The sequence below is a fragment of the Cupriavidus sp. 291-E7 genome, from assembly GCF_057798835.1.
This window is the reverse complement of the sequence record NZ_JBYOJV010000036.1, coordinates 1-15,402: the sequence shown is the minus strand read 5'-3', so window position 1 is coordinate 15,402 and position 15,402 is coordinate 1. Positions and strand designations below refer to the sequence as shown.

Genomic DNA, 15,402 nt, shown 5'->3' with positions numbered 1-15,402 from the left:
ACACGGAAATATGAGCACAGAAACCAGCAAAGCCAAGGTCATCGCCATCGTCAACCACAAGGGCGGCTGCGGCAAGACCACCTCGACCGTCAACCTCGCCAGCGAGTTCGCCCGCCAGGGCAACAGTGTGCTGGTCGTCGACCTCGACCCACAGGCCAACGCCACGCTGCACATCGGCAAGGTTCACCCATCGAAAGTGCCCGTCTCGTCGGCCGAGCTGCTCACCGGCGATGACTCGGTGCTGCCGCTGGCCGTGCAGGAGGAAACCACCATCGAAGGTGTGAGCCTGATTTCCGGCAGCCTCGCCCTGGGCAAGGCCGAGGACGAACTCAAGGACCTCTCCCCTCGCCCAAATGAAGAGCTGCGCAGCAAACTGCAGCCCGCCTTCGGCGTCTTTGACGTAATCCTGATCGACTGCCCGCCGAGCCTCAAGCTGCTGGCCAGCAATGCCCTTGCCGCCGCCACGCACGTGATCGTCCCGATCGAGGCCGGCGATCAGTATGGCCTCTACGGGGCCGAGGATCTGCTGAAGAAGGTGGCGCAAATCCGTCGAATCAATCCCGATCTGGAAATGCTGGGCGCCCTGCTGATCAAGTACGACGACCGTCAGACGATCTGCAAGCTGCTCGCCAACCAAGCCGAGAAGACGTTCGGCAAACTGCTGCCGGAGAAGATCTCCCAGGGCACCGCCGTGAAACAAGCCGCCGTCATGAAAACCAGCGCGCATGGCGTCGATCGCAGCTCGAAGCCGGCGCGCCAGTTCCGCCAGCTCGCCGCAGCCCTGGCCAAGCAGCTGCAACTCAAGGTCAGTGATGACGTGCTGGCAGAGGAGGCCGTAGCGTGAGCAAGAACATCAAGGCTCTGCTGGCGCAGAGCGCCGCCGCCAATCTGCAAACGCATCGTGACGCGGACTATGCCGACGACTTCGACATCGGCCGCAAGCACACCAAGCTCCCGCTCGACCGGATCGACCCCAGCCCGTTCCAGCCGAGACTAACATTCCCCGAGGAGGCCATTCGGGATCTCGCCGAATCGATCGCCGCCATCGGCCTGACGCAGCCTGTCACGGTACGTGCCGTCGATGATCGCTACGAGCTGATCGCCGGGGAGTGCCGCCTGCGCGCCCATCGTCTGCTGAACCGGCCCACGATCGAGGCCATTGTCATCGACGTGGACGATGGCCAATCCGCCGCGATGGCGCTCTCCGAAAACATCGACCGATCCGATCTTAGTGATTTCGAGATCGCCGAAGGCATCCGCCTGCTGGAGACGAAGTTCCCGAAGCGCGCGCACCTTGCTAAGGCCCTGAAAGTGGCCCGATCCGAGCTGTATCGCTATCTCGCATTCCGCGACCTGCCAGACACCGTGATCGAGCGCCTGCGTGCCAACCCGAGCCTGCTTGGCCGCCGAGCCGCCGCCGAGATCGCCCAGGCCCTGAAGGATGCGCCGGCGATCGCCGCGCGCCTGGATGAGGCGCTTGACCTGATCGCAGCCGGCAAGCTGGAGCAGGGCAGGGCAACCGCCTTCCTACAGCAACCTGCGACGAAACCCAATGACAAGCCGGCGGCCAAACCGATCATCCTGAAGCAGGGCAAGGCCCGCATCGGCACGATCGCGCGCACACCGACGGACCTCGTGATCAAGGTTTCGCACACGGCACTGCCGGAGGAGAAGGCCGAGAAGCTGCACGCCTTCCTGCAGGAGCTACTGGAAGAGGGCGCCTAAAAAGTGTCCCACTTGGGGACACTTTTTAGCGTGACGGTGAGGGTGACTGTGAACAACTATCGGACTTTGGCCGATGCAGGACGCGCGATTGCTATCGGATTTCAACCGATGCGCTATCGGATTTTGGCCGATGCACTATCGGACTTTGAGCGATGCGATATCGGATTTCAGCCGATGGTGGATAACCCGGAAACCCGCACCAGCAAAGGCCGTTCGGCGGTTTTCCACAGGCCGCTAACCTCTTTTAACCATCTTTAACCATAGACGACACCCATCGGTCAAAAACCGATAGCAGTCAGCATCGCTATGGACATGTCGCTACGCGACACCGTATGGACAAGCCATGTACGGGCGCTGCCCGCCCACCGCTTGCCCACACTTGCCCACAGCAGCCGGCAGCCCGATGCAACACCTGCACGACAAGTTTTGATAAAGACACCGCACAACCATCGGCCAGAATCCGATATGGCAGGGCTGGCAGCCCATCGCCTGAAATCCGATACCTGATGCTTTCCTCACCATGCACCCTGTAGCTACACTGCCCCGCATGAATCTCATCGACCTCACCAAGGATGTGCAGGACCGCGCTCTGGCCAAACCGGAACAGCTGCCCCTGTTTCCCAACTGGGGTCAGAACGTGCGCGGCTTCCCCAATTCGCTGGCCCGCTGCGCCCTGTTCAACGTCACCCACGCGCGACCCAAGCGTCGGGCGTTCAAGGACGAGCCGATCGCCAGCATGGAGGGCCTCGATATCCAGTACACCGGGGAGGAGCTACGCCAGGACGACGAGGACGTGTTCCTGCAACTGCTGCACCTGGCGCGCCATTCTCCAGCCGGCACGCGCGTCGAGTTCACCGGCTACATGATGCTCAAGCAGCTCGGCTGGGACGTGAGCCAGGCTTACTACGATCGCCTGTACAAGAGCCTCAAGCGGATGACCCCGACTATGGTCCGTATCCGCCACGACACGCTGCCGGTGGCCTATCACGGCTCCCTTATCCGCAAGTTTCTGACCCCGGCCGATGGAGTCGCCGACGGCAAGCGCCGGTGTGTTGTGTACCTTGAACGCGAGATCGTGTCGCTATTCGGCAGCGATGAATTCTCACGCATCGAGTGGGAACAACGGCTCAAGCTGGGCCGCCTGGCAAAGTGGCTGCACTCGTTCTATCACTCGCACCGCGACCCACTACCGTTCAAGGTGGCCACCATCCACAAGCTGTGCGGCTCGACCACCAAAACCCTGTATCACTTCCGCTCGGACATGAAGGCGGCACTGGCCGAGCTGGTCGCGGTGGACTTTCTCGAAAAGGCCCGGATCGATGACAACGACCTGGTACAGGTAAAGCGCAAGCTTCGTCGCATTGCCGCCGCAACGTGAAAGTGTCCCCAAGTGGGACACTTTTCGCCAGCCGCATATCTTGGCATTACGTCAAATAGGGAGCGCACATGAGCCTCAAAATCACCGGCACCACGATATTCAACACCGGCGGCGATGGCGTGCGCCTGGAGAACGCCCAGGACGCCGAGATCCACCAGGTGACCATCCACGATACCGGCGGCCACGGCATCGCCGTCCTCAATGACCCGAGGCCGGCACTCGGGCTGCCGGCGGCCGTCCCCAATGCGGAGGTAGCCGAGCTGCTGCGCGCCGTCATCGCCGAACTGCAGGCCGGGCGCCAACCGGACGCCGCCACCGTGGAAAAGGGCGGCGTCCGCCGCTTCCTCGACGACGCCGGGCAACTCGCCACGGTCGTCACCGCGATTCAAGGCATCGACCTGGATGCCGCGACAACGCTGCTCCAGCAGCTTCTTGGCGGCCTGTAGCCGGGCCTGAGCGCCCGGCGAATTGATCCGGGCGATCTTGCGGCCCGGCGCGCAATGTAAATTATTTTTCCGCAGGACCTGCTGGCGGCTTGGCGAGCGACTTGCGCAGCGGCCCGAGCCGCGACCGGTGCGACGCCTGCAGCTGCTCATTGGCGGCCTTGAGATCCCGACTGGTTTTCACGTGCGCCATGCGCTCGTCGGCCAGCCGATGGGTCAGATCCTTGACCTGGTCGACAGCCGCAGCCTCGCGCGCCGCCGTGGCCGCCAGATCCGCCTCCACGCGCTCGCGCGCCTTGGTTTCCCCCTCCAGCTTCGCCACGGCCACCGCCGCCGCCTGCTCGGCCGCCGTACGGCCAGTCCGCTCCTGATCGAGATCGGCGCGCACGGCCGCCAGATCCGCCTCAAGACGGGGCAGCGCTTCGAGGCGCAGCTGCGCCTTCGCCAGCTCAGTGCGCACGTCGCCTGCGGCAACACGCTCCTGCTCGGCCTCGGCGCGCGCCAGGCGCAAATCCGCCTCCAGCTGTACCTGACGCCCCAGCAGGGAAGCGTTCTCGGCTCGCATGGCCTCCAGATCCGTCTGCTGCGCCTCGATCTCGTCGGCCTGGCGCTCGTTCTCGATGCCCAGATCCGCGTTGACCTGCTTCTGCTCGGCCAGCTCGGCGCCCAGCTCCTGCTTTTGCTCGGCCACGGCCTGCGTGAGGTAGTCGACCAGGGCGCGCTGCAGCGGCGCCGGCAGCGTAACCGGCACGTCGGCGACCTTGACCTGCCCGCCCTTCCAGACGTCCAGCATGCGATTCACCGTGGCGTTGGAACCGGTGCCGAGCTTGTCGCGCACGGCGCGCACCGTGGGCTTGGTGCCGGCGGCCCGCAGTGCGTCGGCGGCGGCATTAACCTGTTCCTGCGTGATGCTTGCTTCCCGTACCATAACAATCCTTTTTGTTTCGTTACGTTATGTTATGAATGTTATGTTATGAATTGAGGGAAGGCAAGGGCAATGCGGAGGGAGAGATACAGAAAGGCGGGACGTCCGGAGTGGTTGCGATAAGAAAACTTATCGCATCAGCGCTTGCGCGCCGCACATCACAACCGTTGTAAAGGGGAGATACAACCGATCGGTTGTAGATAGGCCGCACGCCAGGGGTGGCGCGGGGAAGAATTCAGTCGTCGGCGCCTGGCTCGCGCACGTAGTGGCGGCAGGACAGCGCCGCGATGGGCGCATAGGGCACGGCGTGGATACACTCCATCCACGGGCGCGGATGGGGATACTCGTGCCGAACGCCGAACCGCAGGCGCGCGCAGCTTCGGCAGATCGAGTCCGGGATCGCGTAGGACGGCATGGGCGGGGGAGGGGGCTGGAAGCCAGTGCCGGACATAGGGCGCGGGATTTATACCTGTTTATCCATCCAGTATAAATCCCGCGCGACGGGTCGCCACTCAGAACAGCCCGACCGGCTCCAGACTGCGATCCCAGCTGTAGATGATCACCTCGCGGCGCGCCGCACCCGCGCCGCCACCGACCGTATAGGTGATGTCGAGCGACTCCATCTCGAAGCGCGCGAAGATCCGCCGGATCTCCGGATGGTCGTTCAGACTGACGATCGCCTTGCCCTGGATGCCGCCGAGCAGCTCGGCCATGCGCTCGTATTGCGCGAGCGGGAAATCCACGCCATAGCCCTCGGTTTCCCAATAGGGCGGGTCGAGATAGAACAGCGTATGCGGGCGGTCATAGCGCGCGATGCAGGCCGCCCAGTCGAGGTTTTCGATATAGGCGCTAGCCAGGCGCAAATGCGCGGCCGACAGCGTCTCCTCTAGGCGCAACAGGTTCAGACCCGGCGGCGTGGTCGTGGCCGTCCCGAAAGTTTGCCCCTCGATCTTGCCGCCGAAGCAGTTCTGCTGGAGGTAGTAGAAGCGCGCCGCGCGCTGAATATCGGTGAGCGTTTCCGGCCGCGTGTCCTTGAGCCACTGGAACACCGTGCGACTCGACAGCGCCCACTTGAACTGCCGCACGAACTCCTCCAGGTGGTGTTGCACGACGCGGTACAGGTTGACCAGCTCGCCGTTGATATCGTTGACGACTTCCACGTCGGCCGGCGGCCGCATAAAGAACAGCGCTGCGCCACCCGCGAAGACCTCCACATAGCACTTGTGCTCAGGGAAGCGGGGCAGCAGGGTATCCGCGAGGCAACGCTTGCCGCCAATCCACGGGATGATGGGATTTGCCATAAAAATGGTGAGCCTTTCACATTTGGTATGATGCGCCCGCCTCCTAGGAAGGTGGCAGGGCCTTGGCTGGCTCACTGGCATGCTCAGTGGTTCGGCGTCCGCCCGCAGCGGTGCAACGCTGCAGACGGTCGCCCTGTCTTTACTGCTGGTCCGGAACCGGAACCTTGATTAGCGCGTCGTAGCTGCGCTCGCAGGCAAGGCCGGCGATGCGGGCAGCGTCAAGAGCTGCTGCCAACTCTCCCGCTCGCGCGTCAGCCCGGCCGAGCACGTCGGCGAGCACCACGATGGGATCTCGGGTTGCCGCGCTGCCGCCGACAGCGACGGGATCGCCGGGGCTTCGACTTGCGTTGACGAGCGCGGCAACACGGGCGAGCAGCTCACGGCGGGCAGCGTCAGCACTAACAGCATCAGTGCGCGCTGCATTGGCTTGTTGGATAGCTTCATTGGCGATTTTCGTTTGTGCCGTCGTGCGGCGTTGCTCCTCAAGGCGAGCCTGATCGGTAGCCTTGACCTGATCGACCGAAGCCGACAGCGCCAGGCGCGTACGCTCCGCGTCGAATTCCTTGCTGTCGGCCCGCACCTGGTAGACCGCGCCGGCCACGAAGGCAGAAGCAGTCAGCAGGACAGCCGCCAGACATAGGCGTGCGCTGGGAATGGTCATTGCGCCTCCATGCATCGCTTGTGACGGGCCTGCTGTCGCGTCCAGACGCCCGCGCACCGCTTGTTACCCGGCGTCGAGCAGTCATAGCCCGCCGAGAACTTGTAGAGCAGAAGCGCCTTGCACGCGCCCGCGTAGTTCCCGACGAGCAGATCCTTGCGCATCGTTGAGGCGCGCCAGGTGCCGATGCCGAACTGCCCCACAAAGTCCATGTACTCGTCGAACTCGCCTTGATTGAGCGCGACGCCTGGCAGGCTGGCGGCAAAGCGCTTTTCGTCGACCGTCTGCAGGTTGCGAGCGAGGATCTCGGCGCGCTCGCGCGTGATGCGGTCACCCAACCGCACGGGACGACCATCCTCGTATCGCGTGGACCCGTGCCCGATGGTCAGCACGTCGCCTTGCGTTGGGATGACCGCATGGTCAGTGAACCCCTCGGAGGCCTTCCATGTTCCGAAGGCTGCTGCTGAAAGGGTGAGCAGCCCCACCGCGATGCGCTGCTTACTCATGGACCGTCTCCCGGAGTGCCCGCATTCTTGCGGCATGCTCCTCGGCTTCGGATTGCATGCGAGCCGCCCGCTCTTCCTCATCGCGGCGCGCTTTCTCCGCGTGGCGCTGATCCCTTCGACGCAGATAGTGGGCGTTGAGCCAGAACGTACCCAGCGCCGTGACAATGCCAAAGATGACCCCCACGTCGGTCAGCGTCAGCGATGACAGCACCGACACCACGCTGCCCGCGTATGCCCCTGCTTCGGGCGGATTGATTTGTCGCATTGATTCCCCGGAAATGAAAAAGCCCGCGCGAGGCGGGCGAAAAAAAACCGCCCGGAGGCGGTTTGTTCTTGAAATCGAAGGCTGTTACGCCGTGATGACGGCGACGCGCCTTTGCCGGAATCGGTCAACAGGGATCTCGATGACCCTGATCATCAGCGCGGACAGGATGAGCGTCGCAAGCAGGACAGCTGAGCGATGATGCTCCGTCTCACTGCCGATTAAAGGGATCAGTAGCACATGGATCAGGTACATCGGAAACGACAGATCGCCAAGCAACTTGTCTAGGCGAATTGATTTCGTGGCAGCGAATACGAACGGCATCAACAATGTCATCAGGACAAAGCCCTGCACAGCCCTAGGATCAAAGCCAAGAATTGCCGGCGCCACGCCTGGCGACCACTTATACAGAATGACCGATGCGAGCAGCACCAAAAATGCCGGCAACGCATAGGGCCGCAACACTGCCCTGCCAACGCACCGATATATCCGGTAAGAGAGAACCCCGAAGAGAAAGAAGCATATCTCCAGCGGTAGTAGTCGGTACGTCCACGGGTCGAACGAAGCACCGTAGTGCAGAGCCGTTGCCCTCAGTGCTAGCGAAACCACGATGACCGCAACGATGACCGCCGTCCGCGCCCTGAACAGGAATGGCGCCACGACATACACCGCGCACTCAAGACCGAGCGCCCAAGCTTGGGGAACCGGAGTGAAGAAGTCCAAACGACCCACCCCAGCCGCCAGCGAGTTGGCCGACCATGCCAAGCCGTCTTGTCCGATCACTAGAAAATAGCCCCAATCCAAACCGAACAGAAACAGGTTGCTGAGCGCCATGAAGGCCACCGCATCCGCCGGAAGCGTGCTAGCGCGCTCTATCCAGTTCCTGGCTGCGCCGAACGTATGGAAGACGCCTCCCCAATTCACCTCCAGAAGGCCAATGATCACCGACAGCGCGAGCACCAGCCAATATGACGGGAAGATTCTGAGAAACCGATTCCCGTAGAACAGCAGCACACCCTCACGTCCGGCCGGGTACTTCTCGCTAAGAATCAGCGAGGTGTAGAAGCCCGAGATCACGAAAAACATCTGTACCGCTGTCCTGCCGTCCATCATGTGGAAGCCATACAGCGGCCCCATGTGTGCGAAAACCACCGCGACCGCGAGCAAGAACCTGATCACCCCCAAAGCGTTGCCCCTCGTGTTTTTGTTCGGCAGCGATTATAGCGGCGCACCCACCACCACCCCTTGCCATATAGGACCAATGGTCCTACTCTATCTGCATGCGTAAGCGCACCCCGCGCGGACCTACCTCCGAAAGGAATGACATGTTTCGCCTTGCACATGCTATATGCACCGCCATCGCCCGAAGAACTCATGAAGCTGAAAACCGATCTCGGCCTATCAAGCGCCGAGATGGCACAGCTATTCGGCGTCTCCGATGGCCGCCAGTGGCGCAAATACACAGGCGGCGAACGGGAGGTCAGCCCGCAGATCCTGTTCTTCGCTATGGCCAGACTGGAACTGGACGCGGAAACAATCGCGCGCATCCTGAGCCGTATGCGCGCCGTCGGCGCACAAGTCGAATTGGATTCGCCGCAGTCTTAACCTGCCTCTCGCTGGCGGCGTGCGGCGGAGGAGAATCGATAGAGAAAGACGCCGTAGCGCCGGCCCAAGTCGCGCCAGCCCCCATTCTCGCGCCACCCCCCACTCCGGCCCAGCCCACCTACCAGATCCGGGCCGGCGCATACCAATTGCTGGGTACGCTTTTCGATGCAAAAGTCGTCGTCGAGGCAAGCTACTACGCCATCGGCCATAGCTTCGGTCTCTTCTTTGGCTGCGCAGACACACAAACCTGCCTCATCCCAGACTACCAATCAACACCACAGCAAAGCGCCGGCAAACTAGTTTTCGCAGACCGTTGCCGGTTTCCGTATGTCTTCGCCTACCAAGGCGCCACCTTCCTGGTCTGCAACAACAGCGATCCTGGTGATGGCGACATCTATCTCTACCGCTCAACTGACCTTGTGACATGGACTATCCAGAACAACGGACAGCCCATCGTTCGCCGCCAGCCTGGAACCAACTGGGCACACGTCTGGAACGTCGCAATCCTTCCTGTCGGCAATCGGTGGCACATGCTGGCCGAGTCCCATAGCACCCTTGGCCACATGGACATCGCTTACGCCTGGGCCGACCCAGCTGTCTCGATGGACTTCACGCCCAACCAAGGGCCAGTCGTGATCCCTAACGGCGGCAACCCTGAAATGATGCTGATGGACGGCAAGATGGTCGCAATACATGGCCTGTTCCGGGATCGCAGCGCCACTGATCCTTGGTACACGACCATGAGCATTGCCGATCCATCCGCCCCGGCTTCTTGGACCGTGCGGCGCGACAAGCTCATGATCGAACAGCCCGGTATCGATGTCTGCGACCCGACCTACATCGAGATCAATGGCCAAGGCCGAATCGCGGTGAGCTACGACCAGAACAAGGTGCTTGAACTGGTTGGGCCGCCCCTAACCGCGAACTAGGCTCCCGGCGCAATAAGCCACGCACGCGCCCAAATCGGCGTTCCCTCATAGAACGCGACGTATCGCGCATCGTCAGAGGCTACAACACCGAGATTCTCATAATGCTCGGAGTCCTGCAGCGAAGCGAAGACCGACACGATCTCCGCTTCGCTGGAATCACTGAACCGCACATTGATTTCTGTCATGGCAACCCCTTCAGAATTGATACCCGGAGAGCGCGACAATGTATGTCGGCGTACCGGTAGTCGTAGTGGCCTGATAGTAGATCGTCTGATCAGTGCCAATGGACAGGTTATCGAAGGGCGCATTGAATCCGCTGCCGCTTGCCGACGTCATTGCACCCTGCACTTGCTTCAACCCAGATCCATTGGAATCCGACGCCACCGACAGCACAGTTGATTGGGACGATGCCGCGGTGTTCCCGACGCTAATGGTTCCGGATACAGACCTCGCACCCTTCGGAACAATCGACGAAATCCCCAGCGAAGTGAACGCGCCAGCCGGAGTATTTGTGCTCAGCGCAGTCACCGCAGGGAACGAGACCTGACGATCGATCAACAGCCCAGCCTTGAACTTACCAGCTCCATCCGTAGGCCACAGACCAATCAACGCGGATGCGGTGTAACCCCCCGGCAGGTTCGCCCCGCCATAGACATTCGTCGCCGCTACCGCCGTCGCATTTTGGGCAATGATCCCAGATGCCCCTGTTGTTGGGTTAAAGACTGCGTACAGCGCGACAAATCCACTGTTCGGTGGAGCGCCGGCATCCATGCCTCCGACCCCCGTCGCGGCGAGGTTGATCGTTTTGTTGAAGCCGGGCAATCGATAGTGCTTTCCACCCAGCGCACTTGCGACAACAACCTGATCCGCCGTGAATGTCGCCGATGCTGCCGCCGCCGGCACACTCATCTTGGCGTTTCGCACCAGCCCGACAATCGGCGCAGACAGAATCTGAATCCCCGCGAGAAGCTGGTCCTGCTTGGTTTCGTCGGCCAGAAGGCCCGCCGCCGACTGGACGTTGAGCACCTCGCTAGTGATGTCGTTTCCCCATTTCGCAGGAATCAGCGAACCCACCTGGCCGGTACCTTGATCCTCGTCCGCAAACTTGCCATTGATCAATCCGATGTTCGGAACGCTCTTTGGAAAATCCATCCTCACCCCTCGTAGTTAAAGAGAACGATCGTGTGCGCTGGCGCGTAGCGTTTCACCAGACACTCGACCCCCTCGGCTTGATTCACCCCGAACCGTTCACCCCATTGCGTTACACCCCAGCGCCGCCCGCCTTCGACACGACGCCCGAGATTCACGGTCCAGAAAAACTGCTGACCCCATGTCCCGAACCTTGCACGACCGAATCGAGACCGACCAAAGCGCGGCGCGCGATGCTCGGTGATCGTTGCATTGCGGTAGCCTTGCTCCCACAACACCGACAGAAAATAGGGAATGCTCTGACCGCCGATTGCCACGTGCCGGGTCCGGACAGCCTTTCGCCGGTCTTCGAATGTTGGCGTCGCGCCCATGCACGGATCCGGCAGGCCCATGACGCGCTCCCACTCGGGCACCAGCTCGCGGACCGTGAGCGGATCCGCCTCGTCGATCATGTCGCTTACCCTCGCGTCAACGCGCGCAAACTCTGGCGCAAAGCCAGCCAGCAGCGCATGAATCGCCGGCGCCTGGTCGGGTTCCCATGCCGGCCCCGGCGGCAGCAGCGCGACCAGCTGCTGCGTGTAATCCGCCTCCGTCCTCACAGCCATGCGATACCCCCAAAGGTAGGCATTTCGTTAGGCGCAAGAACAACGTTTCCGGCGGGAGCTACCAGCTGGTGATCGGTTTCCCCCGGCGACCCGCTGATCGCTGCGCCGAGATGCGTCCAGATGACCGTGACACCGAGATCACCCTCCCGCTTGAGGAGATCCCGCAGATCGCTCTCGATCCCCGCGCGGATCTGCGTAGTATCTGGATATGCCTTGATCTGGAACGCAAGCGGGTGAGCCAACGGCGCGAGCACGTAAAGCTCCGCCGTGACCGGACGAGTCGCCTCAATGGCTGCCTTCACCTGATCAAGCACGACTTGCGCGGGAATTGGATTGGCATCGTTATCGCGGACAACGAACAGCCCGACGGTGCCAGGACCCATGTAGTTGCGAATACACCAGGCGCGCGTAATGCCGTATCCAGCATCAAGCGCCCATGTCACGTAGTCGTCAGCCGCCCCGCCCTGCGGGACGTAGCGATAGGAGCGGATCACCCTCGATCGCAGAGTCTCGATCGATTCTTGGTCTGTTCCGCCGCTGATGCCACCAGCCCCCACGATGCCGGAGTACTCCACACCTTGCACCGGAGACACCAGCTCAATGGCAGCGGCTTCATCGACATCACCAACGCGCCCAGGATCGATGGCGGAAACAGTGATGGTGGCCGTTGTGCCGACGAACTCCACGGCAGCCGAGACTGCATAGCGGCGGCCGTCCTGCACCTGCAGGATCGTTCCGGCATCGATCACCGCTGTGGGCGTGCCTTTCATCACCACCGGCCCGGTAGATGCCACCGCCTCGCCGCGCGGCGTTTTTAGCCGCAGCTTGGCGATGCGCAGCAGCATGTCCTCATCACAGGAGTCTGGGAGGATCTGATCGGCCCCCCACTTGATGTGACCATGCAGGCCGGATGTTGCGCCGGCATGCACGCGCGCCATCACCACCTGATCGGAGCGCCGCAGCGTATCGAGAGACTTGGCTGCCAGATCCGCGTCGGCTCGCTGCACCAGCTGCGGAAGTGTCGGAGTCTTAAATGCCATGCTGTACCTGCCAAATGTCGTCGAAGTTGAACGGCGGTAGCGGGCCGCCGCCGTCGGTGAGCGTCACAACCATGTCGACGCGCGTAAGATTTCCTCTCGTCAATTGGATCTCGACCGTTCGCACCAGATCGTCGTCGATCATCCATTGCAGCGCCTCGCGTGCGTACGCCTCGGCCTGGCGCAGAACCTCGGGCGTAACCGTCTTGCGGCGCAGCAGCCAAAGGCGCGAACCGAGCTTGTCGCCGTCGACGGCCGGGAAGGTGTCACCCCACCAGCCCATGCGCTGCTCGCCGTCGACATCGTCATCCGGCTCGGCGCGACGCCAGCTGAAAAGGCTGATCTCGACAGCGCGATAGAGCAGCGCCTGCTGCGCGGTGAGCGTCATAGCCGCATCTCCCCTGTGAGCACGCCGGTTTCATCGTGCTTGTGATGCAGAACGGGCTTGCCGTTGATCTCCACGTCGACCGAAGCCTTGAGCTTGCCGCCGGCCTCGATGTCATGTGGCGTCGTGACCTTTGGCGCATTCAGCTCGATCAGATCCTCGGCGATGACTCGGAACGTGCCGGTTGTCAGCTCGGCGATCTTTCCGTTCTTGAGCACCAGCGACTGCCCCTCGTGCGTGAAGATCGCCACCTCGCCCGGCTGAAGGCCCGTCAGGCGAACGCGGCGATCGGTGACCATGAACGCCACCCCGTGCGAGCGATCGCCGCCCAGAAATGCCACCAGCGCCTCGGCGCCTTCCATCGGGCAGCTGGTGAAACCGTAGTGCTCGAAGTGTTCGACGTTGTCTTTGACCTCGCGCGCCGTGAGGCGCAGCTGCAACGTCTGCAGCTTGCGGCTGGCGTTGGCGAGCACCACCGAGCCGCGCGCGATCATTCCGGTAACAAACTGGTTCGCTGTCATTTGTTCTTTTCCCAATCGGCGGGCAACAGGTACTCGAAATCGTCCTTGCCCTTGCCTGTCTTGTCGCGCTTGCGGCGTTTGGTCGGATCCGGCGGCTCGGCCTCGAAGCCATCCGGCGGCGCCACGGTGAGCTTTGCCTTGGTGCCCGCCTGGTTGCTCAGGCTGTATTCGATTTCCGTGATCAGCAGATCCCGGTCGAACCCGATCAACGGATCCACCACGCGCACGATCTGGTTGTGCCGCCAGAGCGCGCCGTTTGACTGGCGCCACCCCTGCACCTCGTAGGTTGTCTGCAGCGCCTTGCTAATCCGGTTCTCGCGCTCCCATGCGACCCGCTGGCGCGCAAGCTCCGGCGTCAGCTGCCCGCGCTCGTGCAGCACCAGCACTCGCTTGCGCTGGATCCTGTTGTCGGCGGCACGCGCCTCGACTTCGCTGGCCGCCAGCCCGAAGACCTCATCCGAGCCGGCGCGTTGCCCCTTGCTGACGTATTCGGAAAACACGTTTGCAAAGTCCAGCGGCGCGTCACCGCTGATCAGGTTGACACCACGCTCAAGCCGGTCGACCGCCCGGCCCGCACTGCCAGGCCTGGCGATCACGAGCCGCCCCTGCGCGTCGTCGGTCGAAAGCAGCCGCGACAGCCGCAGAAGCCGGTCGATCGACTGGAACGCCGTTTCGCCTGGCTGGATCGTGTGATCGGCGACAGCTGTATTGGCCTGCAGCTCACTGAGCACCGAGATCCCGAACGGAGACGCGAGCGCCTGCACGATCCGATGCACGCTTTGGTTGCGCCACTGCCCCGGCGAGTTGTCGGCGCCACAGTCAACCAGATCGCCGGGCAGGGAACGGCCGGAGATAGCCGTGGAGATCTCCTGCGCGCCCCAACGCACCGGCGTAGCGTCCACCCAGCCAGTCAGCACCAGCTCGCTGCCAATCCGCAGCTCACAGCGATCGCCCTGCCGAATCTGGCGAGGACGCTCACCGCCGCCAGGCCATTTCCACGTGATGCCGACGGAGAATGACCGCGCCTGGCGCTCGATGCCAGCCGAGATCCGGACATCCTTCCAGCCGCCGTAATCCATCCCGTTGACGGTCAGTGTTACCTCGCTCGCGTCGCTCATTTCATAGCCACCTGCAAAGGCGCCGCCGGCAAGAAACCGGGATGCGACGCGCGGTTACGCACCACGATCTCGTCGGCCCGCGTGGCGTCGCCATAGCGGGCGTAGGCCAGCACCAGCGCCGGCACCGGCTGACCGGGAGTGACGGTTGTTAGTCGTGCCGCCGGCCGCGCGACGGTCGCCAGGTGCCGCGACACCTGAATGCGCGCATCGGTGAGCAGCTGGTAATGCCACTGCGGCGCAGCTTGCGCCTGCTGCCACATGGTTTCTGCGATCTCCTCGCGCACCTCCAGCACGTCGTCAGCGACCGGGATCTCCGGCCGCTCAATCGGCTGCAGCACCTGCACATCGACAGACGGCGCACTTGGCAGCGGCGCCGGCACCGCCGCCACCGGCATCTCGCCGACTTCCTTGACGGTGTCGGCGATCAGCAGATCCTGCGCGAGCGTCACGAGGGCGCCGTGGGCCGCCGCCGCCGCCTCACCTTGCGGCGGCGGAATTGCGGCCAGCGACGACACCGTTGACGATTTGCCGAATAGGTTGGCGAGACCACCGCCAAAGCCGTCGAATGCATGAAAGGCGCCCGGCGTGCTCGCCAGCACCCCACGGATCAGGCCAGTCAGCTCGGCCGGCGCGTTGAGCACCAGGCTAGATAGGTTCTGCGCCGTTCCGATCACGCCGACGAGCGGCGCCGCATACTGCGACAACGCATCGAAGGCGCCGCCAGCCGCCTTCTGCAACTGCGCGACCGTGGCCTGCGAGGTGTTGACCAGCGCCATAGCGCCCTCGAACCGGGTCAGCGCCCCCTCGGCCAGCGCCCCGCCGGCGGCAGACGCTGCTTTCCCGGTGTTGACCTTG

At 62.8% G+C, this 15,402-nt stretch carries 22 protein-coding genes; 7 read left to right on the top strand and 15 right to left on the bottom strand.

The window, feature by feature from the left end; all coding sequences use genetic code 11:
* Positions 1-10 precede the first annotated feature (10 nt).
* From AC3FLX_RS32230 to AC3FLX_RS32210, 5 genes are all read left to right on the top strand, one after another.
* Positions 11-844, top strand: coding sequence for a ParA family protein (locus tag AC3FLX_RS32230; RefSeq protein ID WP_488701387.1), 834 nt, complete (start codon positions 11-13; stop codon positions 842-844).
* Positions 841-1,725 carry a ParB/RepB/Spo0J family partition protein gene (locus tag AC3FLX_RS32225; protein WP_488701386.1) on the top strand — a complete coding sequence of 295 codons (885 nt, stop codon included), beginning with the start codon at positions 841-843 and terminating at the stop codon, positions 1,723-1,725. Before AC3FLX_RS32230 ends, AC3FLX_RS32225 begins: the two co-directional genes overlap by 4 nt.
* Before the next feature lie 48 nt (positions 1,726-1,773).
* Positions 1,774-1,983, top strand: coding sequence for a hypothetical protein (locus tag AC3FLX_RS32220; RefSeq protein ID WP_488701385.1), 210 nt, complete (start codon positions 1,774-1,776; stop codon positions 1,981-1,983).
* 289 nt (positions 1,984-2,272) lie between these two features.
* Entirely contained in the window at positions 2,273-3,103 is an 831-nt protein-coding gene (gene trfA, locus AC3FLX_RS32215; protein WP_488701384.1) for a plasmid replication initiator TrfA, read from the top strand.
* 68 nt (positions 3,104-3,171) lie between these two features.
* A complete protein-coding gene (locus AC3FLX_RS32210; RefSeq protein ID WP_488701383.1) occupies positions 3,172-3,549 on the top strand; it encodes a right-handed parallel beta-helix repeat-containing protein in 378 nt (125 codons plus the stop codon).
* 61 nt (positions 3,550-3,610) lie between these two features.
* On the opposite strand, the gene AC3FLX_RS32205 is transcribed toward AC3FLX_RS32210, so the two are convergent.
* From AC3FLX_RS32205 to AC3FLX_RS32175, 7 genes are all read right to left on the bottom strand, one after another.
* The gene (locus AC3FLX_RS32205; protein ID WP_488701382.1) at positions 3,611-4,474 is read right to left on the bottom strand and encodes a DNA-binding protein; all 864 of its coding nucleotides are present in this window, start codon (positions 4,472-4,474) and stop codon (positions 3,611-3,613) included.
* 232 nt (positions 4,475-4,706) lie between these two features.
* On the bottom strand, positions 4,707-4,886 hold the full coding sequence (locus tag AC3FLX_RS32200) for a hypothetical protein (RefSeq protein WP_488701381.1): 180 nt from the start codon (positions 4,884-4,886) through the stop codon (positions 4,707-4,709).
* A 97-nt stretch (positions 4,887-4,983) separates the two neighbouring features.
* On the bottom strand, positions 4,984-5,772 hold the full coding sequence (locus AC3FLX_RS32195) for a DNA adenine methylase (RefSeq protein ID WP_488701380.1): 789 nt from the start codon (positions 5,770-5,772) through the stop codon (positions 4,984-4,986).
* A 139-nt stretch (positions 5,773-5,911) separates the two neighbouring features.
* On the bottom strand, positions 5,912-6,433 hold the full coding sequence (locus AC3FLX_RS32190; protein ID WP_488701379.1) for a DUF2514 family protein: 522 nt from the start codon (positions 6,431-6,433) through the stop codon (positions 5,912-5,914).
* Positions 6,430-6,936 (bottom strand): glycoside hydrolase family protein, encoded by a 507-nt coding sequence (locus AC3FLX_RS32185; RefSeq protein WP_488701378.1) that lies wholly within the window; start codon positions 6,934-6,936, stop codon positions 6,430-6,432. The genes AC3FLX_RS32190 and AC3FLX_RS32185 overlap by 4 nt, the downstream gene beginning before the upstream one ends.
* Entirely contained in the window at positions 6,929-7,201 is a 273-nt protein-coding gene (locus tag AC3FLX_RS32180) for an HP1 family phage holin (protein WP_488701377.1), read from the bottom strand. Before AC3FLX_RS32180 ends, AC3FLX_RS32185 begins: the two co-directional genes overlap by 8 nt.
* 84 nt (positions 7,202-7,285) lie before the next feature.
* A complete protein-coding gene (locus AC3FLX_RS32175) occupies positions 7,286-8,377 on the bottom strand; it encodes an acyltransferase family protein (protein WP_488701375.1) in 1,092 nt (363 codons plus the stop codon).
* Between the two features lie 195 nt (positions 8,378-8,572).
* Between AC3FLX_RS32175 and AC3FLX_RS32170 the strand changes: the two genes are divergently transcribed.
* Together AC3FLX_RS32170 and AC3FLX_RS32165 are read left to right on the top strand one after the other, a co-directional pair.
* Complete coding sequence (locus tag AC3FLX_RS32170) at positions 8,573-8,803, top strand: XRE family transcriptional regulator (protein WP_488701374.1); 231 nt, start codon at positions 8,573-8,575, stop codon at positions 8,801-8,803.
* A 146-nt stretch (positions 8,804-8,949) separates the two neighbouring features.
* Positions 8,950-9,732, top strand: a complete 783-nt coding sequence (locus AC3FLX_RS32165) for a hypothetical protein (RefSeq protein ID WP_488701373.1) — start codon at positions 8,950-8,952, stop codon at positions 9,730-9,732.
* Here AC3FLX_RS32165 and AC3FLX_RS32160 read toward each other — a convergent pair.
* From AC3FLX_RS32160 to AC3FLX_RS32125, 8 genes are all read right to left on the bottom strand, one after another.
* Complete coding sequence (locus AC3FLX_RS32160) at positions 9,729-9,917, bottom strand: hypothetical protein (protein ID WP_488701372.1); 189 nt, start codon at positions 9,915-9,917, stop codon at positions 9,729-9,731. The two genes, AC3FLX_RS32165 and AC3FLX_RS32160, sit on opposite strands and share 4 nt — an antisense overlap.
* Before the next feature lie 10 nt (positions 9,918-9,927).
* Positions 9,928-10,884: a phage tail protein gene (locus AC3FLX_RS32155; protein ID WP_488701371.1), complete on the bottom strand. Its 957-nt coding sequence runs from the start codon at positions 10,882-10,884 to the stop codon at positions 9,928-9,930.
* 2 nt (positions 10,885-10,886) lie between these two features.
* Positions 10,887-11,486, bottom strand: a complete 600-nt coding sequence (locus AC3FLX_RS32150; protein WP_488701370.1) for a YmfQ family protein — start codon at positions 11,484-11,486, stop codon at positions 10,887-10,889.
* Complete coding sequence (locus tag AC3FLX_RS32145; RefSeq protein ID WP_488701369.1) at positions 11,477-12,526, bottom strand: baseplate J/gp47 family protein; 1,050 nt, start codon at positions 12,524-12,526, stop codon at positions 11,477-11,479. The genes AC3FLX_RS32150 and AC3FLX_RS32145 overlap by 10 nt, the downstream gene beginning before the upstream one ends.
* Positions 12,516-12,911, bottom strand: a complete 396-nt coding sequence (locus AC3FLX_RS32140) for a phage GP46 family protein (RefSeq protein ID WP_488701368.1) — start codon at positions 12,909-12,911, stop codon at positions 12,516-12,518. Before AC3FLX_RS32140 ends, AC3FLX_RS32145 begins: the two co-directional genes overlap by 11 nt.
* On the bottom strand, positions 12,908-13,429 hold the full coding sequence (locus tag AC3FLX_RS32135) for a phage baseplate assembly protein V (RefSeq protein WP_488701367.1): 522 nt from the start codon (positions 13,427-13,429) through the stop codon (positions 12,908-12,910). Before AC3FLX_RS32135 ends, AC3FLX_RS32140 begins: the two co-directional genes overlap by 4 nt.
* On the bottom strand, positions 13,426-14,547 hold the full coding sequence (locus tag AC3FLX_RS32130) for a phage baseplate assembly protein (RefSeq protein ID WP_488701366.1): 1,122 nt from the start codon (positions 14,545-14,547) through the stop codon (positions 13,426-13,428). The genes AC3FLX_RS32135 and AC3FLX_RS32130 overlap by 4 nt, the downstream gene beginning before the upstream one ends.
* The coding region (locus AC3FLX_RS32125) for a hypothetical protein (protein WP_488701365.1) at positions 14,544-15,402 on the bottom strand (859 nt) is incomplete at its 5' end. The genes AC3FLX_RS32125 and AC3FLX_RS32130, both read right to left, overlap by 4 nt.